The organism is Aromatoleum sp. (assembly GCF_036675785.1).
In the GTDB taxonomy this organism is placed as follows: Bacteria; Pseudomonadota; Gammaproteobacteria; order Burkholderiales; family Rhodocyclaceae; genus Aromatoleum.
In genome coordinates this window covers 1-19,362 of the sequence record NZ_JAKFEF010000005.1, presented here as the reverse complement: position 1 = coordinate 19,362, position 19,362 = coordinate 1, and the positions used below count along the sequence as shown (strand labels likewise).

The window sequence follows — 19,362 nt, the reverse complement described above, 5'->3', positions numbered from 1 at the left end:
AGAACCGGCCTTTCAATGTCGGATTTCTTTACACCGCCACGCCAAAGCGGGCGTCCCGTCCCGCATCAATCGCATATGCCATTGATTTTCTTATGATTGTAAATATTGGCATAGCAAGTGCTTTTAGAGCGCCAGGCTCCGGACGAAACCCGATCCGGTGAATCTGACAAGGAGAGCTTTACATGGAATGGCAAAAACAGACGCTCGCGGCCGCGCTCGCACTGGCCTTCGGCGGGGCCGCTCAAGCGGCCGACGTCGTCCAGTTCGACACCAACGGCGGGGATGCTGGGGGGGTGATCTCGGTCGGCAGCTTCGACTGGACCGTCGACAATGCTCTCGCCGACAATGCGATTCCGCTCGCTGCGGCTCCCGGCACGACCAGCTTTGATCTCTACGCGCAGGCAAGTCTTGGCAACTTCCTCGACAGCAATGGCGACCCGATCCTCGGGACCGGACTCGGGAGCGATTTCGAAATCACGTTCGAAGCCGGCTTCGGTGAGATCGGCAGCTCCTTTAACGGCGGCCTCATCGGCACCTTTGCGCTGGACCCCAACGCCTCGGTGAATTTCTTCAGCGTCTACTACGATGATGTCGTCAACGCCGACGTCCTGAATGGCACGGGTTATAACGACGGGACGCTGATCATGTCCGGCGTCGTTGTCGAGAGCAACGGTATCTTCGCCATTACGAACACCACCCCGACCCTGCTGGACCAGAGCGCTGACGGGAACCAGTGGGGCACGACAACGACGGTGAGCGCGACCGGCAGCAACACCATTAATGCCGACGTGCAGATGCAGGACTTCGCCTTCTTCCTGTCGAATATCAGCTCCCTGATCTTCGACCTGAACCACACGGCGAACCTGAAGACGCCGTTCACCGAGACGAACCCTGCCCGTCAGGTCGCCGGCATCGCCCCTGTGTTCGGACTAGCCCCTAACGGGACTGCAGGCAACGGCTACGCGTGCGCTCCCGGGGTGTCGGCGTGCGATTTCCTGTTCCAGCAGGACGGCAGCACGTCGTTCCAGTCGCAGGAGGTTCCCGAACCGGCGTCGCTTGCCCTTCTCGGCCTCGGCCTCGGCGCCCTCGGCTTTGTCCGTTCGCGCCGCCGCGAGGAAAAAGCGTAAGCAGTTTCTCCGAGCCGCAACGAAGGGCGCCGCAAGGCGCCCTTTTTTTTCTCGGTTCATGCCACACATTGATCGAAGGCGCACATGTCGCGGCGAAAAAGCGTGCTCTTTTTCGGACCGGCCCGAGCCACGGACATACGGCGCGCATCTACATCGCCGCTGCAGCAGGAAATGAAGTCCGATCACTGCACCCCAATCTTTGGGGCGGCGCCGGCGAAGCACGAGCGACCGTTCTAGTTTCCTGGCAGCGCAGGCTCCTCTGCCGCCGCCTTCAACCGGCGCGCAGGCATTCCCGCCCAAATTTCCCCGGGGCCGATCTGCGTCCCCTTGCTGACCACGGCCCCGGTGGCCACGATCGCGCCGTCCCCGACGACGACCCCGCCGAGAAGCACCGCATTGACGCCGATGGTCACGTTGCTGCCGATCCGGATCGGCGCGTGCGACAGGTGCCGTCCCTCTATCGCGTGAGGAACGAGCACCGCAGATTGTCCGACGATGGTGTTGTCGCCGATGACGACAAAGAGCGGATCGAAGATGATCCCGGAGCTATAAGTGTTCTTGCCCAGTCGCGCGCCGAGCCCGAGATACACCAGACGCATGAGCGGCACCGGCACCACGCCACTGCGGGTTAGCGGGTAGAACAGGAGCAGGAAGAACAGCAAGTGGATGTGATAAATGAACTCCTGTGGCGACGCCTCGGCGATCTCGCCCAGTTCGAGCGGGAAAAGCCGCAGGAAGATCCTATAAGTAAGGATCGCATACAAATAGATCGACACCACGGCGGCGACGCTCAGCACGATGCCCCGGAAATCGCCTAGCGCCAAGCGCCCCAGCACCAGCCATGCGGTGGCGAGCCCGAGCACCACTGCGCCACCGGCGAGCAGGCAGAAAACGAGAATTTGGCTTAACCGGATCTCACGCACGGCCGCTAGCTTGACTGACGGTGCAGTCCCCCGTCAATCGTGTGAGGGTGCCCTGAGCAGATCGCCGAGATCCCGCCGTAGCGACCGCGAGACAGGGGCGCTTGAATTACCCACTCGGCAGAAGAACGCGACGGGGCTCCCGCCAGGCGCCCCGGACAACCGCTCGAACCGGGCCGCCACGTCGAGCACACGGCGGCCGATTTCCGGCGTCGCGGACATCGCCTTGCCGGCCTGGGCGTACCAACGGAAGATCACCGGGGTCATCTGGGGCTGCAGATGCAGGCCGGACGCCGTTGCCGTGAGCCACAGGCGCTGCATCGCGACACCCGCGTTGACGTAGTCGGAAAGGTTTACGAGCGCCCCGCGGGGGCGCAGCAGGATATGGGCCGCACAGCGCAGGGCCGGCAACAGATCCAACTGCACGCGGGGCGGAATCGTGCCGAAGAGATAACGATTGAGGAAATCGACGCGACTCCAGCTGCGCATTGCCCATTTCATCAATCTCGCGGTCAATGGATCGACCCCTACTGCCTGTTCAGGGATTCGATCCTTGCTGAAGCGCGCCCCCCATTCGATGATCTCCCGGTGGACTTCGAAGGCTTCCGGACAGGTCAGGCGAATGTAAGCGTTATCCCAGAGGAGTCGGGCGACCTTGCGGCGCTCGGAAGCGGATTCGAAGAAATCGACCTCGTAATCGGGTCCCGGCGCCGAGGCAAGGGCCTGCCGCTGAGCGTCAGTTAACGCGGTGGCACGCATGGGGCGCCGCTGAACGACGCGCTTCTCGATGTACGGGAACAACGGATCGACCGGAAGGCGGGGCGTTTCACGAAGCCGGACGTCATACACCGGCGCAGTATCGGGCGATCCAGGCCGCAAATTCCAGCTCGCCTGAAGGCCAAAACCCGTCGCCGCAACCCTGATCGTTTCCAACAGGGCGCCATGCGCGAGATGGCTGGCATGGCCCTCGAAATCGTACAGGATGTGGTCCCGCGTATCGAAGCCTCGCACGGCGAGTTCGTCAGCGCCCGTGATCTCGAAACGCCACGGCTGAGTGTTGTCGCCGCTCGGCGCCCAGCGCGCGAGATCGAGTATTTTCAGCAGGGTTTCCCGGTCAGGCACAGACCGCCTCCTGTCCCTTCATGCGACGTAATTGCCGGCGCGCGATCCATAAGCCGATCCGCTGCAACGGATTGCGATTGCCGCCGGGCCGCCAGGTTTTGATGAAACGGTTCCGATAGGCATCGAACTGGTACCCCCGCGGCGCAGCAAGCACCTCCCCGCGCCCGAGCAGGATCTTCAGGGCTTCCGTCGCCGTGACTCCTGCACACAATTGGCATGCGGCGATGGTCGACGGGCCGCGTTGGTCCGCGAGATTAACGCGAGACGGGTCGACGAGATACCCGCGCTGCAACATTCCGGGTGACAGGCCGAGGAGGAACCGGATGCTCATTTCCTCCTGGTCGCATCCGTCCATGCAGAAATAGTCCTCGAAGCTCATCTCGCCGGGGAGGAAAACGAGTATCGCCGTACCCATGCCAAGCGGCGCGGCGGTCACGGCGGGAACGCCGCGACGATGACACGCGGCGAACGTCGCTCGGCGCGTCTCGAAGGAAAAAAAATCGAGGCCATCGACGTACAGATCGACGTCATCGAGGAATTCGTCCAGATTCGCTGTCGAGACACCTTGCGGAAAGCGGCGGATATTCAGTCCGGGATTGATGTCGAGCGCCATCTCGGCAAGCACATCGACTTTCGGGCGCCCGAGCGAAGATACGAGGGCGCCCGCCTGACGGTTGAAATTGACGATGTCGAAGGTGTCGAAATCCGAAATGTTGAACGATCCGATTCCCAGGCGTGCCAGCGTGAGTAGATGCACGCCGCCGACACCGCCCATTCCCGCGATCCCCACGCGCTTATTTCGCAGGCTCTCCTGCTCGGCGCCGGTCACCCAACCGATGTTCCGGGAGAACGCACTGTCGTAATCGAATTCGCCTGCCATCGGCAAGCTCCCTATATTTGAGCGCCTCTGAAGCTATCATAGAGAGCGGACACTTACGCGTGAAACTTCATGCCTCGAACTTCTTTCGGCAGGTCTGCCCTGACGGTCCGGCTCGCGGCGCGCAACCTGCTTCGGCAGCGGCGGCGTGCCGCGCTCGCCTTAGGGATCGTCTGCGGCGGTGTCATAGCCTACCTATTGGCCGGGGGCTTCATCGAGTGGGTATTCCAGAGCATGCGCCACGGTGCGATCTACTCCCAACTCGGCCATGTTCAGATCACGCGCCCGGGTTATTTCCGCGAGGGCCTGGGTGATCCCTACAAGTATCTGTTGCCGCGGGACACCGGCGTCGTTACCAAAGACGGCGTGCAAGGGGTACGGACAGTGGCGCCGCGACTCGCCTTCAGCGGACTCATCAGCCTTGGCGATGTCACCGTTTCCTTCTTGGGAGAAGGCATCGACCCGGTTCTCGAAGCTCCGATCACCGAGGGGATCATCGTGGCCGCCGGGCAGGATCTGACGGCCGGCGGACCGCAATCGGTAATGCTCGGCGAGGGCCTGGCCGAGCAGCTGGGGGCCACGCCCGGCGACACCGTCGTGCTGCTGTCGACGCCCGCCGACGGCGGACTGAATGCAGTCGAACTGACGGTGGCCGGTCTCTTCGCCACGGCGAGCAAGGCGTTCGATGACAGTGCATTGCGCGTGCCGATCGATGTCGCACGGAACCTGATGCGGGTCGACGGCGCGACCAGTTGGGCAGTATTGCTGGAGCGAACCGAGGCGACCGACGATTTCGTCGAAAGATTGCGCACCCGCCTCTCTCCGGCCGATTTCGAGATCTTCCCGTGGTCGGATCTCGCCGATTTCTACAACAAGACTGTCGAGCTGTTTTCCCGACAAGTGGGCGCCGTTCGGTTTCTGATCGCGCTGATCGTGATCCTCAGCATCTCGAACACGTTGTCGATGGCGGTGATAGAGCGCACGGGCGAGATCGGCACCGCGATGGCGCTGGGTATTCGGCGGCGCGGAATCCTTGGGCTATTCCTCGGCGAAGGAATACTGCTCGGCCTCTTCGGCGGGGTTCTGGGACTCGTGCTCGGCATCACGCTCGCGGCAGTGCTGTCGGCGATCGGAATCCCCATGCCCCCGCCTCCCGGAATGGGGAGAGGCTACATTGGCGAAATCATCGTCACCCCGGCACTGGCCCTTGACGCCTTTCTGCTCGCCTTCATGGCAACATTGATCGCGAGCGTTTTTCCCGCTTGGAAGGCGTCGCGCATGAATATCGTCGACGCACTGCGACATCAACGATGAGCGGAATGTCCTTCACGCTTGCTCTGCGCAACATCTTTCGCCAGCGAGTCCGCACGGCAATGACGCTGGGCGCGATCGTCTTCGGCGTGACCGGGCTGATCCTTTCGGGTGGCTTCGTGCAAGATATTTTCGTGCAACTCGGCGAGGCGACCATCCATTCGCAGACGGGCCATCTCCAGGTGTTCCGCAAGGGTTTCCTCGAACGCGGAACGCGCCAGCCGCAGGACTTCCTTATCGAGGACCCGCACGTCGTCGCAGACCGGATTCAGGCAATTCCGGCGGTGAAGGACGTCGCAGCGAGATTGAATTTCTCGGGCCTGCTCAACAACGGGCGACGCGATCTGGCCATCATCGGCGAAGGCGTCCAACCCGACAAAGAGACGCGGCTTGGCACCTTTCTTTCGCTCACTGCCGGGCGTCACCTGACGGATGCGGACGCGTTCGGGATGGCCGTGGGGCAAGGGGTGGCTCACTCGCTCGGTCTCAAACCGGGCGATACGGTCACGCTTGTGCTGAACACCATCGAAGGCGCGTTGAACACCCTCGATTTCGAGGTCGTCGGCGTTTTTCAGAGTTTTTCGAAGGACTTCGACGCGCGCGCCGTGCGAATCCCGCTCGCCGCGGCACAAGAACTGATGCTCACGGCTGGGGCAAACGTTCTCGTGACAACGCTGCACCGCACCGAAGACACGAGGAGCGCACTCGCACAGGTCCGCGCGGCGATCGACCCCGAGAGGCTCGAGGCACAAGGCTGGCAGACGCTCGCGGATTTCTACGAAAAGACGGTCGACCTTTACGAGCGCCAGTTCGGCGTGCTGCAGTTGATAATCCTGTTCATGGTACTGCTTTCGGTAACGAACACTGTGAATATGACGGCGTTCGAGCGGCTCGCGGAATTCGGCACTGTGCGGGCGCTGGGTAATCGGAAGCGCGACGTGTTCCGCCTGCTGATCGTCGAGAACCTACTGCTCGGGCTAATCGGGGCGACGCTCGGCGTTGTCGTCGGTGCCCTCCTCGCGCTCGCCATTTCCGCCGTTGGCATTCCGATGCCGCCGCCGCCGAATGCCAACATGGGATACACAGCCGTGATTCGCCTCCTGCCGTTCACAATCGTCTCGGCATGGCTGATCGGCTTTCTTGCGACGGCCGCCGCCGCGGTCTTTCCCGCCCGGCGTGTCTCGGGCACTTCGATCGTCGATGCCTTGCGCCAGGGTACCTAGCGCAATCGGAGAGACACGAGCATGCAACTTTTCGACCGGTTCAACCTCGGGCATGGATTCCGGAAATACTTCGAAATTCTCCCTGCACTCAACGACACGTTGCGCGACGACGTCTTTCGCGTTCGTCACGAGGTCTATTGCCAGGAGCTCGCGTTCGAGCCGGTCCGACCGGATGCCCGCGAGACCGACGAATACGACGCGCAGAGCCTGCATTGCCTGCTGCGGACGAGTCATGATCCGCAACGCCTCGTCGGCTGCACGCGGCTCGTGCTCACCAATCCCGAAAGCCCGCAAGCGCCGCTGCCGTTCGAGCGGACCTGCGCGAAAACGCTCGACCGTTCGATCATCGATCCGGCGCGCCTGCCTCGGGAACGCATCGCCGAAGTCTCACGACTTGCCGTCCGCTCGCCGTTCCGGCGCCGGCGCGGCGAAACGGACGACTCGGCGCCGATTCACGACGAGGACTTCGGCAACGTCGTCTATCCGCGCTTCCCGTACATTCCGATCGGCCTCTACCTCGGCGCGATCGCGCTCGCGAAGCGAAGCGGCATCGACACCATCTTCGTACTGACCGAACCACGGCTCGCGTCGCATTTCGCGAAGCTCGGCGTCGAGATCAAACAGATCGGCGGCCCCGTCGAACACCGCGGAATGCGGATTCCGTCGATGATGGACGTCGAGAGCATCGTCAGGAACATGCGCTTCCTGGTCAAACCGATCTGGCGCGTGATTCACGACGAAATCGAAAACGGTTACAAGGGTGCGGCGGGAAGTTCGCAGCTTTCCGCCTGAGGACAACCGGCCCCATCGCCGCGGATTCGTCCGACTCGTTTTTCTTCGATGCCGAAATGCCGGCAGGTCCGGCGCGCTCGACGCGTAAAAAACCCGCGGCGCGGCGCGGGTTTTCCTGACTGCCGGAGCCTTCCCCGTCAGCTTGCGAGCGAAGCCCGGATCTGCTCGAGCGTGCTCGGATCGTCGATCGTCGTGAGGTCGCCCGGGTCGCGGCCTTCGGCGAGTGCCTGGATCGAGCGGCGCAGCATCTTGCCCGAGCGCGTCTTCGGCAGGCCGGAGATGAAATGCACGCGTGCCGGACGCGCGATCGCGCCGAGCAGGTTGTCGACGGTCTTCATCACGTCCTTTTCGAGCGCGGCGCGCATTTCGGCGGTCTCGACGCGCGACGCATCCTTGACCACCGCAAACGCCATCGGCATCTGACCCTTCAGCGGGTCGGCGACGCCGACGACGGCGACCTCGGCGATCGCCGCGTTCGCCTGGATCGCTTCCTCGATTTCGCGCGTACCGAGCCGGTGGCCGGCGACGTTGATGACGTCGTCCATGCGGCCGAGGATCGTGTGGTAGCCCTCCCCGTCCTTGATGCCCCAGTCCGACGACGAGAACACGACCGGCTCCTGGAACAGCGTGAAGTAGGTGCTGACGTAGCGGTCGTCCTGGCCCCACACCGTCGACAGGCAGCCCGGCGGCAGCGGCGGCACGACGCCAACGATGCCCTTCTCGTTCGGGCCGCATTCGCTGCCGTCCTCGCGGAAGATGCGCAAGTCGTAGCCATACACCGGGAAGCTCGGCGAGCCGTACTTGATCGGGGTCTGCTCGACGCCCCGCACCGCGGAGAGCATCGGCCAGCCAGTCTCGGTCTGCCAGTAGTTGTCGATGACCGGGATGCCCAGTTCGTCCATGATCCACTTGTGAGTGGTCTCGTCGAGGGGTTCGCCGGCGAGGAAGAGGTGCTTCAGCGACGACAAATCGTACTTCTTCAGGTAGGCCGGATCCTGCTTCTTCAGCACGCGCACCGCGGTCGGCGCCGAGAACATCACGCTGACCTTGTACTTTTCGACGATCTGCCACCAGATGCCCGCGTCGGGGCGCAGCGGCGTGCCTTCGTACATCACGGTCGCCATGCCCGCGAGAAGCGGGCCATAGATGATGTAGCTGTGGCCGACGACCCAACCGATGTCGGACGTCGAGAACATCGTTTCGCCGGCGTCGCCGGTGAAGATATGCTTCATCGACGCCGCGAGCGCGACCGCATAGCCGCCGGTATCGCGCTGCACGCCCTTCGGTTTGCCCGTCGTACCCGACGTGTAGAGGATGTAGCTCGGCTCGGACGATTCGAGCCACGTCACCGGCACCTGTGCGTCCAGGTGCTTCGCGCGCAACTCGGCGTAACCGACGTCGCGGCCTTCGACCTTCGCGAAGCCCTTGTCGAGGCCGCGGTCGACGATCAGCACCTTCTGCGGCGGACACTCGGCGAGCTTGCACGCTTCATCGACGAGGTGCTTGTACGGCACCGGCTTGCCGTTGCGCATGCCGGCGTCGGAGCTCACCATCAGCACCGGCTTGGCGTCATCGATTCGGGTCGCGAGCGAGCCCGCGGCGAAGCCGCCGAACACCACCGAGTGGATCGCGCCGATGCGGGCGCAGGCAAGCATCGCGAACGCGGCTTCGGCGATCATCGGCATGTAGATCAGCACGCGATCGCCCTTCCCGACGCCGAGGTCCTGATAGATCGCTGCCATCCGCTCGACTTCGCGCTGCAGTTCGGCGAACGTGTAGACCTTCTCCTCGTCGGTCTCGGTCGAAATGTAGACCAGCGCACGGTCGTTCGGCCGCTGCGCGGCGTGGCGGTCGACCGCGTTGTAGCAAAGGTTCGTCTCGCCGCCCTTGAACCACTTCACGAACGGCGGGTTCGAGAAATCGCAGATCTGTTCGGCCGGCTTGTTCCACTCGATGAGCTGCGCCTGCTCGGCCCAGAACTCGTCGCGCTTGTCGATCGAGCGACGGTGGAACTCCTTGTACGTCGTCATATTCACCCTCTCCCAAAGATTTCCCTGATTGCTTACGACTTGCAGGCGCCCGGCGGAGGCTCGAAGGCACCCGGGGCGCCACCAGTTGCTGCTTATATTTTTTTGATTGCTGCTTCTGCTGTTCAACCTTTCGCTGCCGAACCACTGTCGCGCCCCGCGTCGGGGTCGAATCTTCTCAGTGTGTCGATCGGGATTCCGCAACGAAGCTGCGATTCTACCAACTCGAGCAGTGGAAGCAGCGTCGCAACGACCACCGGCAGCTGCCCGTGCAGTTCCGCGGTCTCGCCCAGACGCAGGCGCGCGAGGACCTGGTCGATGCTGACCGTCTGCTTCAGGTGGCGGTCGACGAATTCCTGCCGGACTTCGCCGCCATTGCCGACGACGCGATTTCCCCCGGCATCCCTGCCGCTACGGGCGCGCTGCACGGCGAGCCCAATCAGGTCACTGACGGTCTTCACCGAGTCGGTCGTCGAACTCGACACGCCTATCGTGACGCTGATGCGGATGCGCTCGTCACGATAGGTCATCACGAGCTTTTCCATCGCTTTCTGCAGGCGCAGCGCGAACGCGCAACAGCCGATCAGCTCGGTACTCGGCGACAGGATCGCAAACTGCGCGCTGCCGAGTTGCGCGACCGTGTCCTCCTTGCGCACCTTCGTCGCGAGGATCTTCGACAGCTTGCGCGTGACCAGTTGCGCGACATGGTCCCCATGCCGATCGACCAGCTGCTCGTAACGGTCGATCTCGACGATCATCGCGCCGATGTCGCCCTGCCTCCGGCGCGCGAGTGCGAGTTCCTGCTCGCCGCGCCAGTTCATGTAGGACTCGGTCGCGAGGCCCGACACCGGGTCCACCGGGCTTTGCTTCGCGAGCGCCTCGCGACTCTCCTCCAGCGCCCGGCGCGTCTGCGCGAGACGCGTCAGCGAATCGAGCCGGGCGAGCAGTTCGGCGGCGCCGATCCCCTTCGTGATGAAGTCGTTCGCGCCGAGCTGCCGCGCGCGCTCCCGCGCCGAATCGTCCTCGTCGCCCGAAATGACAATCACCGGCAGTTCGTGGATGCGCGACAGCCTCGACGCACGGATCCGCTCGAGCAGTCCGTAACCGTCGAGCTGCGGCATGCCGATGTCGGTGAGGACTAAGTGGATCGTCGGATCGACCAGCAGCGCCTGCCAGCCGGCCTCGCCGTCGGCCTCCTCCCGGAATTCGAACCGGCCCCGGATGAGCTTGATGAGCGACGCCCGCACCATCCGGGAATCATCGACGATCAGCACTTTCGGCAATGGCTGATGCGGGTCTTCGCTCATGTTTGGAGGTCTCCGATAACGGCTCAGGCGCCGATCTTCACGACCGTGCGCCCCTTGATTTCGCCCTTGATGAAGGCGTCGAACGCGCCGGGCAGCTCGTCGAACGCGATCGTACGGGTAACGGCCGCGAGGTGCTTCGGCTTGAGGTCGGCCGCGAGTCGGTCCCAGACGCGCTGGCGCGTCGGGAAGCCCATGTAGCCCGAGTCGATGCCGAGCAGGCTCACGCCGCGCAGGATGAACGGGAACACGGTCGTGCTGATGTTGAAGCTCGCCGCGTTGCCGATGCTAGCGACCGTCCCGGCCTGCTTCGTCGTCGCCAGCACCCAGTGCAGAATCTGCCCGCCGACGTTGTCGACGGCACCGGCCCACTCGCCGGCTTCGAGCGGACGCACCTTGTCGAAGTCGATCGTGCTGCGCAGGCGCACCTCGCCCGCGCCGAGCATCTTCAGATAGTCGCTCTCGGCTTCCTTGCCGGTCAGCGCGACGACGTGATAGCCGAGACGCGCGAGCATGTCTATCGCAAGTCCTCCGACGCCGCCGGTCGCGCCGGTGACGACGACCGGGCCGTTTGCCGGCGTCAGCCCGTTGTCTTCCATGCGGACGACGCCGAGCGCGGCGGTGAAGCCCGCCGTGCCGAGCGCCATCGCCTCGAACAGGTCGAGTCCGGCGGGCAGCGGCACGACCCAGCCGGCCGGCACGCGGGCATATTCGGCGTAACCGCCGTGATGGGCGACGCCGATGTCGAAGCTCGTCGCGATCACCTTGTCGCCCGGGCGGAAGCGGCCGTCGCTGCTATCGACGACTTCGCCCGACATGTCGATGCCGCCGACACACGGGAAGCGGCGGATGATCTTGCCGGCGCCGGTTGCCGCGAGGGCATCCTTGTAGTTGATGCTGGAATAATGGACCCGAATCAGCACTTCGCCGTCATCGAGCCGGCCGGGATCGAGCGCCGTCATGCGCCCGGATACTTTCTTGCTGTCACCCTGATCGATCAGGAAGGCCTTGAAGGGGGAATTCACGGGAACAGCTCCTCTCGGTTTGCCGCGCACGGAGCCGGCGCAGCGGTTTTTTCGGCCGATTATAGCGAAATCCCGCTGCCGGGCTTTTCGCCCCCCGGGCGGTTTCGCCGGTCGAACGGAAATCCGGGCTTCATTTCGCGCGGGCTGCAGCCGATAATCGCCGGACGACCACCGCCTCCCATTCGAACTCCTTCCGATGGCATTCCTCGACGCCCCGCTCGACTCGGTCGATGCCTACGTCCGCTTCCTTTCCGCGCAGGACGTGCCGGTGCTTCGCCAGACCGTCCGCGAGCTCGAAGCGCTGCGCGCGTCGCAGGATTCGGTCAGCGGCAAGCGCATCGCGGCGGTCGTGCTCGCGGATCCGCTGATGACTGCGAAGCTGCTCACAACCCTGCAGGCGAGACGGACGCTGGCGCAGAATCACGACATCACGACGATCGACCGCGCGATCATGATGATGGGCATCGGTCCGTTCTTCGACACGTTTTCAGCGATGCCGACCGTCGAGGACGTGCTCGCCCACCGCCACGACGCGCTCGTCGGCGTGCTGAAGGGGATCGGGCGCGCGCGCAAGGCTACGCATTACGCGCGGGACTGGGCGATCCTGCGTCACGACCTCGACGTCGACGAAATCACGGTCGCCGCGCTGCTGCTCGAGGCGGCCGACATCCTGTGCTGGACGTTCGCGCCGACACTGACGCTGCAGGTTCATGCGCTGCAGCGGGCAAATCGCTGGCTGCGCAGCGCTCAGGCACAGCGCGCGGTGTTCGGTTTCATCGCGCAGGAAATCCAGGTCGCATTGGTCCGGGCGTGGAAGCTGCCGGACCTCCTGGTCGCATTGATGGACGAGTCGTCGGCGGCCAACCCGCGCGTGCGCAACGTGCTGCTCGCGGCCGACTTCGCGCGCCACGTCGCCGACCGCTGGAGCAACGACGCGCTGCCCGACGACATCGCGGAGATCGAAAAGCTCGTTCATCTGCCGCGCGAGGCGCTGCTCGCCCGGCTCGGCGTCCCGGGGGAGGAGCTGTACCGCTTCTTTCCGCCGGCGACCTGATCGCTCAGCGCCGGTTTCCAGCCGGATCGCGGGACGATCTTGTTGCAGCGCGCCGATCAGCCGGCGCGGCTCTCGAGGGCTTCCCAGCGGACCATGGCGGCGTCGATCTCCGATTCGAGGGCGTCGAGGCGCGTCTTGATCTGGACGACCTCCTGCGGGGCCTGCTGATACAAAGCCGGGTCAGCCATTCGCGCCTGCAGTGCGGCCTGCTCGGCTTCGAGCGCCGCGATGCGGTCGGGCAGACCTTCGAGCTCGCGCTTCTCGTTGAATGTCAGTTTGCCGCTGCGCGTTGATGTCGGTTTCGCCGGCGGGGCCGCAGCGCTCTTCACGGTCACTGCCGCGCGCGCCTGCTCGGCCTCGCGTTCGGCTTCGGCCTGCTTCACGCGCTGCCAGTCCGCGTAGCCGCCGGCATACTCGCCCCAGCGGCCGTCGCCCTCGGCCGCGATCACCTGCGTGACGACGTTGTCGAGGAACGCGCGGTCATGGCTGACGAGGAACAGCGTGCCTTCGTACGACGCGAGCAATTCTTCGAGCAGGTCGAGCGTCTCGATGTCGAGGTCGTTCGTCGGCTCGTCGAGCACCATCACGTTCGCCGGACGCGCGAACAGCCGCGCGAGGAGCAGGCGGTTGCGCTCACCGCCGGACAGCGACTTCACCGGGGAGCGCGCGCGCTGCGGCGCGAACAGGAAGTCGCCCAGATAACCGATCACATGCTTGCGCTCGCCGCCGATCTCGACGAAATCCGAGCCCGGGCTGATGACTTCGGTGAGCGGCAGTTCGGGATCGAGCTGGGCACGAAGCTGGTCGAAATACGCGACCGTCTGCCGCGTACCGCGCCGCACCGTCCCGGCATCGGGCGCGATTTCGCCAAGGATCAGCTTCAGCAGCGTGGTCTTCCCGGCGCCGTTCGGCCCGATAAAGCCGATGCGGTCGGCGCGCAGGATCCGGGTCGAGAAATCGCGCACGACGACGCGGTCGCTGAACCGTTTCGTGACGTCGGTGAGCTCCGCGACCATCTGGCCGCTCTGTTCGCCCTTGTCGACCGCCAGCTTCACGTTGCCGAGACGGTCGCGCCGCGCGGCGCGGTCGCGGCGCAACGCTTCGAGCCGGCGCACCCGGCCCTCGTTGCGCGTGCGGCGCGCTTCGACTCCCTTGCGGATCCACACTTCTTCCTGCGCGAGCACCTTGTCGAAACGCGCGTGCGCCTTCGCTTCGGCGTCGAGCTCCTCGACCTTGCGGCGCTGGTACTCGCCGAAGCGCCCCGGATAACTGCCGAGCCGGCCGCGGTCGAGTTCGACGATGCGGGTCGCAACGTTGTCGAGAAAGACGCGGTCGTGGGTGACGACGACGACCGCGCCGCGGAAATCGCGGATCAGCGATTCGAGCCACAGGATGCCGTCGAGGTCGAGATGATTCGTCGGCTCGTCGAGGAGCAGGAGGTCCGGCTCGCCGACGAGGGCGCGGGCGAGCGCGACCCGCTTGACGCCACCGCCGGACAGGCTCGAAACGAGCGCGTCGCCGGGCAAGCCGAGTCGCACGAGGATTTCGTCGACCCGCTGGTTCAGGCGCCACGCGTCGGCCGCGTCGATTTCGTGCTGCACGGCGGCGAGCCGGGCGAGCGATTCGCGCGTCGCGGACTCGGCGACGTCGTGCATCGCCGCGTGGTAGTCGACGAGCAATTGCGCGGCGTCGCCGAGTCCGTCGGCGATCGTCGAGAAGACATCGCGCTCCAACGCGAAGTCCGCCTCCTGCGGCACATAGGCGACCTTCAGTCCCGACTGGCGCCAGACCGTGCCGTCGTCGAGCAGGGCCTGCCCCGCCAACACCTTCAGCAGGCTGGATTTGCCCGAGCCGTTGCGACCGATCAGCACGACGCGCTCGCCAGCGTCGAGCTGGAACTCGGCGTGATCGAGAAGATCGACGTGCCCGTAGGCGAGACAGGCAGTGTCGATGGTAAGCAGGGGCATAGCGAGAGGGCTCGTTGGAAAATGAGAAGGATTTTACCGGCGCGCCGTCGGCGCCGGCCGGGTTGACGGATAATGCGGCGCAGCATTTGTTGTTTCAACCGGAAAAGCGAGGCCGAATGGAAGCATTGCTGGAGCGCTTCTGCGAAGCGGATGGAGACGGGCTGGACCTGTGGGTCGCGCTCGTGGACCACCTGCGCCCCGCTCGTGCACACGACGCCGAAGCGGCGATCGCCAGTCTTCACGAGCTGACGGACACGCTCGTCCGGCGTCGGGATCTCGCCGAAGGACTGTGCGATGCGCTGAGCCGCCTGTTTGACGAGTGCAAGCAGGTTTCACTGTACGTGTCGTCCGGATTGCTGCCTTCGACCGGCTTTTTTTCCGAAACGGCACGCCGGATCTCGGAGCGCCTGCTGCCCGACGTCATCGACATCGGCTACATGAAGGACGTGCTGAGTGTTGTCTTTCACCGCGTCGACGACGAACAGTGGGTCAACGCGATCCCGGACGAGGACTGGGAGGATTTTCTGCGGGCGGTGCTCGGCTCGACGGCGGTTCAGGCCGACACCAGCGGAGCGGGAGTCGAATTGCCGAACCCCGCGGAGGAGATCGTCGAAGCGCTGCGGGTCCTGTCGTACCACGTCTGCGCGATCGGCCTGGAGCCGGAGCTGATCCGCGTTGACCCGTCGCTCGAGGAACACGAATCGCCGTTTCTCGCGCAGAACGCGGAACTGCTCGCCTACTTGGAGCGGTATCGCCGTGCGTGGGCCGACGACGACGCGATGCTCGAAGAGCAGAAACACCTCGAGGTCATGCTCGACCAGTGCAGCGAGGTCGTCCTGCGCATCCGGCGGCGCGCGGCGAAGATCGGCACGAGCCTGACGCTCACGTTCAAGCTCGAGCGCCTGCGCCAGCACCTGACGCGGATCACCGACCTGCTCGAACTGCTGCATCGGCTTCACGCCGCGCGCCGCATGGATGCCGTCGCACCGCAGATCGTCGGGCTTTTCAAGGAGCTCGTGCGCGCCGAGTGCCGCAAGAACAAGCTCTCGGACTACTGGAGCCAGAACGTCGAGCTGCTGTCGCTGCGGATGACCGAAAGCGCGAGCAAGACGGGCGAGCACTACATCACCACGACCCGGCGCGAATACTTCGGGATTCTCGGGTCGGGCGCGCTCGGCGGGCTGATCATCGCGATGATGACCGGGCTGAAGATCGTACTCGGCGCACAGGGATTCGCGCCGCTGACCGGCGCGCTGGCGTTTTGCCTGAATTACGGCCTCGGATTCGTCCTCATCCACATCCTCGGCGGCACGGTCGCGACGAAGCAGCCTGCGATGACGGCGAACGCGATCGCCGCGTCGATCGGCGAATCCCAAGGCAAGACGCGCAACCTGGAGAATCTCGTCGAACTCATCGCGCGCACGATTCGCAGCCAGCTCGCCGCGATCCTCGGCAACGTCGGGGTCGCCATTCCCACCGCGATGCTGCTGTCGCTCGGAATCCACGCGATCGTCGGGACGCCGTTCATCGAAGGCGACAAGGCCCGGGAACTCCTCGAACAGGTCGATCCATGGAGCGGCGCCGTTTTCTTTGCGGCGATCGCCGGATTCTGCCTGTTCCTTTCCGGCCTGATCGCGGGCTACTACGACAACCTGTCGGCGTATGCCCGCATCCCTCAACGATTGCGTCAGCTGCGCTGGGCGCGCCGGCTGTTCGGCCAGCAGCGCATGGAGCGGGTCGCCGCCTACGTCGAGAAAGATCTCGGAGCCCTCGCCGCCAATTTCTTCTTCGGCTTCCTGCTCGGCGGGGTCACGGCGCTCGGCGTCCTGCTCGGCCTGCCGCTCGATATCCGGCACATCGCGTTTTCGTCGGCCTACGTCGGATACGCCACCGTCGGCATGGAGTTCGATCTCAGCTTGCAACTCGCGCTGCTGTCCGCCGCGGGGGTTGCCTTGATCGGACTCACGAACCTCGCCGTCAGCTTCACGCTGACCCTATACGTGGCACTGCGCGCGCGTCGGATCACATTCGCCCAGGGCCGCCATCTCGCAGTGATGATCCTCAAGCGGTTCCTCTCGCACCCGCGCGATTTCCTGCTCCCGCCGGCCAATGGCGGCGAGCCAGCGCAAAAACCCGACGGCCCAGGCGCCGACCGGCGGGGCGACGCCGAAAACGGCTCGAAAATCGCCGACGAGTCGAAGGATGCGCTTGGTCACCGACGCCTGAACAGCTAGAATTGCGCGCTCTCCCCGTAGTTCAATGGATAGAACGGGCGCCTCCTAAGCGCCAGATACAGGTTCGATTCCTGTCGGGGGGACCACGCTGCCGACCGTCTATCCCCTGAGCCGGCCTCCTAATCCAGCCCCTCGAGCAGGGATTTCAGATACTCGATCGGAATCGCATAGCTGATCCCGGAAGGATCGCTGAGGACGTTTTCCTTCGTCGACTTCACGAAAACCATGTTGACGACGCCGATCACACGTCCACTGTCGGGATCGAAAACCGGGCTGCCGCTGTTTCCCGGGTAGGTTGTCGCATCGAGCTGGTAGACGCGGAACGGGTCGTTCGCCAGGCGGCGGACGAGCACGGGGTCGAGCGCCTGCGCGCGTGCCTGGGGGATGCCGATCGGCGTGATCGCGGCGACGATGCCGCGGTGCGTGACCGGTGCGAGGCCGAGGACGCTGCCGATCGGAAACCCAGTTAGCGCGACACTCTGTCCCTCCCGAACGGCCCCGGAGCTGTTCAGCGCCAGCGGCGGCAGCGGCGGCCCCTCGATGCGCAGCACCGCGAGATCATGGTTCTTATCCACCGCAACCCTCGCTGCCTTCCGCACCGTGCTTCGCTTCTCGCCCGGCACGGCGATCGCGAGCGACTCCATCTGCTCATTGGCCACCGCGTCGGGCAGCACGTGGGCGTTCGTCGCGATCAGCGATCCATCTCCGACCGCAAAACCGGTGCCGCGAAAGCGGAAGGCGGGGCTGCCGGTGGGCTGGTAGGTACCGACAGCGACGATCGCCGGCTTGATCCGGGGGAGCATGTCGACGAGATCCGCGAGGGCCGAAAGCGGCATCACTGCGCAGACCGCGACCGCTGCCGAGCGGGCGAGGCCGCGTGCTCTCGCCGCACCGACGACAGCGATCACAAGTCGCCCTCTTTTTTCGTCGCGGCGCGGACGAGGCGAAAGATCGCGCTCGGCGCGGCGACGCTGCTGTCGAACGGATGCTCGCGCTGCTGAACGAAATTAAGGATCCGCGTGACATAGGCGCGCGTCTCCGGAAACGGCGGTACGCCGCGGTAGCGATCGACATTGCCCTCGCCCGCGTTGTAGGCGGCTGCGGCGAGCGCGACATCGCCGGCGAAATACGCGAGCAGCCAGCGCAGGTAGGACAGGCCGCCGCGGATGTTTTCCTTCGGATCGAAGGGATTGCGAACGTTGAACCGTGCCGCGGTGTCGGGAATCAGCTGCATCACGCCCATCGCGTTCTTCGGCGACACCGCCATCGGATTGAGGGCCGACTCGGTAACCGCGATCGCGAGCGCGAAGCGCGGGCTGATCTGATAGGTCGGCGCCATTTCTACGACGAGCCGCGCGACCCGCTGGCGCTCGGCGGACAACGCCCTGATATGCGACTCGATGCTCCAGTCACCGCCGCCAGCGCTCGCGACCTGGCTTCCCGGGCTCCGCATGCACTCCGGCAGCTTGCCGTTGCCGCTGCCGGTAAAGCGCAGCATCTGCTGCGCATGCGCATTTCCCTTCGCGGCGGCCATTGCGAAAAGCGCGGCGGCATACGTGTCGCTGCGCTGCATGCCGCGCCCGTTCGCGTACATCCAGCCCAGCGCATGCATTCCGTCGGCGTTGCCGAGCCGGGCGGCTTCGCAGTACAGCGCCGCCGCCCGTGCCGTGTCGCGCTGAACGCCTTCGCCGTGCTCGAAGGCGAGGCCCTGCGCGACGAGTTGCCCGCCGGGCTGCGCGCTGGGCGATGGGGTCTTGCCCCGCGGCGGATCGGCGGCGAGCGCCGGCGTACCGGCGAAGCTCGCCGCGACAAGCCAGGGCAGGACGGGATGACAACGTGAATTGACCGGCGAACGCGGTTTCATGGTCCCTCCCAGTCGTCTTGTGCGTCGACGGCTCGTGCAGGTGTTGTAGCAGAGGCGCCTACAGCCGCCAGACTGTTACACCCGCCTCGCGCAGGGCCGGCGCGTCGTAGCTGGACTTCACGTCGGCGAAGATGCCCGCCGGCAGGAGCTTGCCGGTGATTTGCGCGAGCGACATTTCGAGGGAGGCGCGGTGCGAGACCGCGGCGACCATCGCGGCGGCCTGGGGCAGTTCGTCCCAGGTTTTCAGACGAACGCCGTATTCGTGCATCGCTTCCGCGGGCGTCGCGACCGGGTCGTGCACGTGCACCTTGCAGCCGAAACTCTCGAGTTCGCGGACGACGTCGATGACCTTGCTGTTACGCAGGTCCGGGCAGTTTTCCTTGAACGTCAGGCCGAGCACGATCACGTCGCAGCCGCGGATCGAGTGCCCCGCCTGGATCATCTGCTTGACGGTCTGTTCGGCCACGAACTTGCCCATCCCGTCGTTGATCCGGCGGCCCGCGAGAATCACGTCG

General features: G+C 64.9%; 16 protein-coding genes and 1 tRNA gene. 7 read left to right on the top strand and 10 right to left on the bottom strand.

The window, feature by feature from the left end:
• The first annotated feature begins 182 nt into the window (after positions 1–182).
• Positions 183–1,127, top strand: coding sequence for a PEP-CTERM sorting domain-containing protein (locus V6M37_RS01040; protein ID WP_332670193.1), 945 nt, complete (start codon positions 183–185; stop codon positions 1,125–1,127).
• A 233-nt stretch (positions 1,128–1,360) separates the two neighbouring features.
• Here the strand turns inward: V6M37_RS01040 and V6M37_RS01035 are convergent, their stop codons facing one another.
• From V6M37_RS01035 to V6M37_RS01025, 3 genes are read right to left on the bottom strand one after another with little or no spacing between them, the layout of a single operon-like run.
• Positions 1,361–2,050 carry a DapH/DapD/GlmU-related protein gene (locus V6M37_RS01035; RefSeq protein WP_332670192.1) on the bottom strand — a complete coding sequence of 230 codons (690 nt, stop codon included), beginning with the start codon at positions 2,048–2,050 and terminating at the stop codon, positions 1,361–1,363.
• A gap of 33 nt (positions 2,051–2,083) precedes the next feature.
• The gene (locus V6M37_RS01030) at positions 2,084–3,169 is read right to left on the bottom strand and encodes a nitroreductase family protein (RefSeq protein WP_332670190.1); all 1,086 of its coding nucleotides are present in this window, start codon (positions 3,167–3,169) and stop codon (positions 2,084–2,086) included.
• A complete protein-coding gene (locus V6M37_RS01025) occupies positions 3,162–4,049 on the bottom strand; it encodes a ThiF family adenylyltransferase (RefSeq protein ID WP_332670188.1) in 888 nt (295 codons plus the stop codon). Before V6M37_RS01025 ends, V6M37_RS01030 begins: the two co-directional genes overlap by 8 nt.
• Positions 4,050–4,118: 69 nt before the next feature.
• On the opposite strand from V6M37_RS01025, the gene V6M37_RS01020 reads away from it, so the two are divergent.
• From V6M37_RS01020 to V6M37_RS01010, 3 genes are read left to right on the top strand one after another with little or no spacing between them, the layout of a single operon-like run.
• Positions 4,119–5,360: an ABC transporter permease gene (locus V6M37_RS01020; RefSeq protein ID WP_332670186.1), complete on the top strand. Its 1,242-nt coding sequence runs from the start codon at positions 4,119–4,121 to the stop codon at positions 5,358–5,360.
• A 5-nt stretch (positions 5,361–5,365) separates the two neighbouring features.
• Positions 5,366–6,580: an ABC transporter permease gene (locus tag V6M37_RS01015; protein ID WP_332670184.1), complete on the top strand. Its 1,215-nt coding sequence runs from the start codon at positions 5,366–5,368 to the stop codon at positions 6,578–6,580.
• Positions 6,581–6,601: 21 nt separating this feature from the next.
• A complete protein-coding gene (locus V6M37_RS01010) occupies positions 6,602–7,372 on the top strand; it encodes a PEP-CTERM/exosortase system-associated acyltransferase (protein ID WP_332670182.1) in 771 nt (256 codons plus the stop codon).
• Between the two features lie 137 nt (positions 7,373–7,509).
• Here V6M37_RS01010 and V6M37_RS01005 read toward each other — a convergent pair whose 3' ends face one another.
• The 3 genes from V6M37_RS01005 to V6M37_RS00995 all read right to left on the bottom strand — a co-directional run bounded on the left by V6M37_RS01005 (position 7,510) and on the right by V6M37_RS00995 (position 11,728).
• Positions 7,510–9,402: a propionate--CoA ligase gene (locus V6M37_RS01005; RefSeq protein ID WP_332670179.1), complete on the bottom strand. Its 1,893-nt coding sequence runs from the start codon at positions 9,400–9,402 to the stop codon at positions 7,510–7,512.
• A gap of 122 nt (positions 9,403–9,524) precedes the next feature.
• Positions 9,525–10,706: a GGDEF domain-containing response regulator gene (locus V6M37_RS01000; RefSeq protein ID WP_332670177.1), complete on the bottom strand. Its 1,182-nt coding sequence runs from the start codon at positions 10,704–10,706 to the stop codon at positions 9,525–9,527.
• A 23-nt stretch (positions 10,707–10,729) separates the two neighbouring features.
• Positions 10,730–11,728: an oxidoreductase gene (locus tag V6M37_RS00995; RefSeq protein WP_332670175.1), complete on the bottom strand. Its 999-nt coding sequence runs from the start codon at positions 11,726–11,728 to the stop codon at positions 10,730–10,732.
• Positions 11,729–11,924: 196 nt separating this feature from the next.
• Here V6M37_RS00995 and V6M37_RS00990 point away from each other — a divergent pair, with 196 nt between their 5' ends.
• Complete coding sequence (locus tag V6M37_RS00990) at positions 11,925–12,782, top strand: HDOD domain-containing protein (RefSeq protein WP_332670173.1); 858 nt, start codon at positions 11,925–11,927, stop codon at positions 12,780–12,782.
• Positions 12,783–12,838: 56 nt separating this feature from the next.
• Here the strand turns inward: V6M37_RS00990 and V6M37_RS00985 are convergent, their stop codons facing one another.
• A complete protein-coding gene (locus V6M37_RS00985; RefSeq protein WP_332670171.1) occupies positions 12,839–14,749 on the bottom strand; it encodes an ATP-binding cassette domain-containing protein in 1,911 nt (636 codons plus the stop codon).
• A 116-nt stretch (positions 14,750–14,865) separates the two neighbouring features.
• Here V6M37_RS00985 and V6M37_RS00980 point away from each other — a divergent pair, with 116 nt between their 5' ends.
• Together V6M37_RS00980 and V6M37_RS00975 are read left to right on the top strand one after the other, a co-directional pair.
• The gene (locus tag V6M37_RS00980) at positions 14,866–16,983 is read left to right on the top strand and encodes a site-specific recombinase (protein ID WP_332670169.1); all 2,118 of its coding nucleotides are present in this window, start codon (positions 14,866–14,868) and stop codon (positions 16,981–16,983) included.
• An 11-nt stretch (positions 16,984–16,994) separates the two neighbouring features.
• Positions 16,995–17,069 (top strand) — tRNA-Arg (locus V6M37_RS00975).
• A gap of 33 nt (positions 17,070–17,102) precedes the next feature.
• Here the strand turns inward: V6M37_RS00975 and V6M37_RS00970 are convergent.
• From V6M37_RS00970 to V6M37_RS00960, 3 genes are all read right to left on the bottom strand, one after another.
• The gene (locus V6M37_RS00970; protein ID WP_442880969.1) at positions 17,103–17,888 is read right to left on the bottom strand and encodes a S1 family peptidase; all 786 of its coding nucleotides are present in this window, start codon (positions 17,886–17,888) and stop codon (positions 17,103–17,105) included.
• Complete coding sequence (locus V6M37_RS00965; RefSeq protein ID WP_332670166.1) at positions 17,888–18,847, bottom strand: transglycosylase SLT domain-containing protein; 960 nt, start codon at positions 18,845–18,847, stop codon at positions 17,888–17,890. Before V6M37_RS00965 ends, V6M37_RS00970 begins: the two co-directional genes overlap by 1 nt.
• A 58-nt stretch (positions 18,848–18,905) precedes the next feature.
• On the bottom strand, positions 18,906–19,362 hold a 457-nt coding region (locus tag V6M37_RS00960), incomplete at its 5' end, for a UDP binding domain-containing protein (protein WP_332670163.1).

Excerpts from the sequence above, each read along its gene's own strand:
- V6M37_RS01005 (WP_332670179.1), bottom strand. The coding sequence starts at position 9,402 with ATGACGACGTACAAGGAGTTCCACCGTCGCTCGATCGACAAGCGCGAC.
- V6M37_RS01025 (WP_332670188.1), bottom strand. The coding sequence starts at position 4,049 with ATGGCAGGCGAATTCGATTACGACAGTGCGTTCTCCCGGAACATCGGT.
- V6M37_RS01015 (WP_332670184.1), top strand. The coding sequence starts at position 5,366 with ATGTCCTTCACGCTTGCTCTGCGCAACATCTTTCGCCAGCGAGTCCGC.
- V6M37_RS01000 (WP_332670177.1), bottom strand. The coding sequence starts at position 10,706 with ATGAGCGAAGACCCGCATCAGCCATTGCCGAAAGTGCTGATCGTCGAT.
- V6M37_RS00990 (WP_332670173.1), top strand. The coding sequence starts at position 11,925 with ATGGCATTCCTCGACGCCCCGCTCGACTCGGTCGATGCCTACGTCCGC.
- V6M37_RS00985 (WP_332670171.1), bottom strand. The coding sequence starts at position 14,749 with ATGCCCCTGCTTACCATCGACACTGCCTGTCTCGCCTACGGGCACGTC.
- V6M37_RS01040 (WP_332670193.1), top strand. The coding sequence starts at position 183 with ATGGAATGGCAAAAACAGACGCTCGCGGCCGCGCTCGCACTGGCCTTC.
- V6M37_RS01020 (WP_332670186.1), top strand. The coding sequence starts at position 4,119 with ATGCCTCGAACTTCTTTCGGCAGGTCTGCCCTGACGGTCCGGCTCGCG.
- V6M37_RS00980 (WP_332670169.1), top strand. The coding sequence starts at position 14,866 with ATGGAAGCATTGCTGGAGCGCTTCTGCGAAGCGGATGGAGACGGGCTG.
- V6M37_RS00965 (WP_332670166.1), bottom strand. The coding sequence starts at position 18,847 with ATGAAACCGCGTTCGCCGGTCAATTCACGTTGTCATCCCGTCCTGCCC.
- V6M37_RS01010 (WP_332670182.1), top strand. The coding sequence starts at position 6,602 with ATGCAACTTTTCGACCGGTTCAACCTCGGGCATGGATTCCGGAAATAC.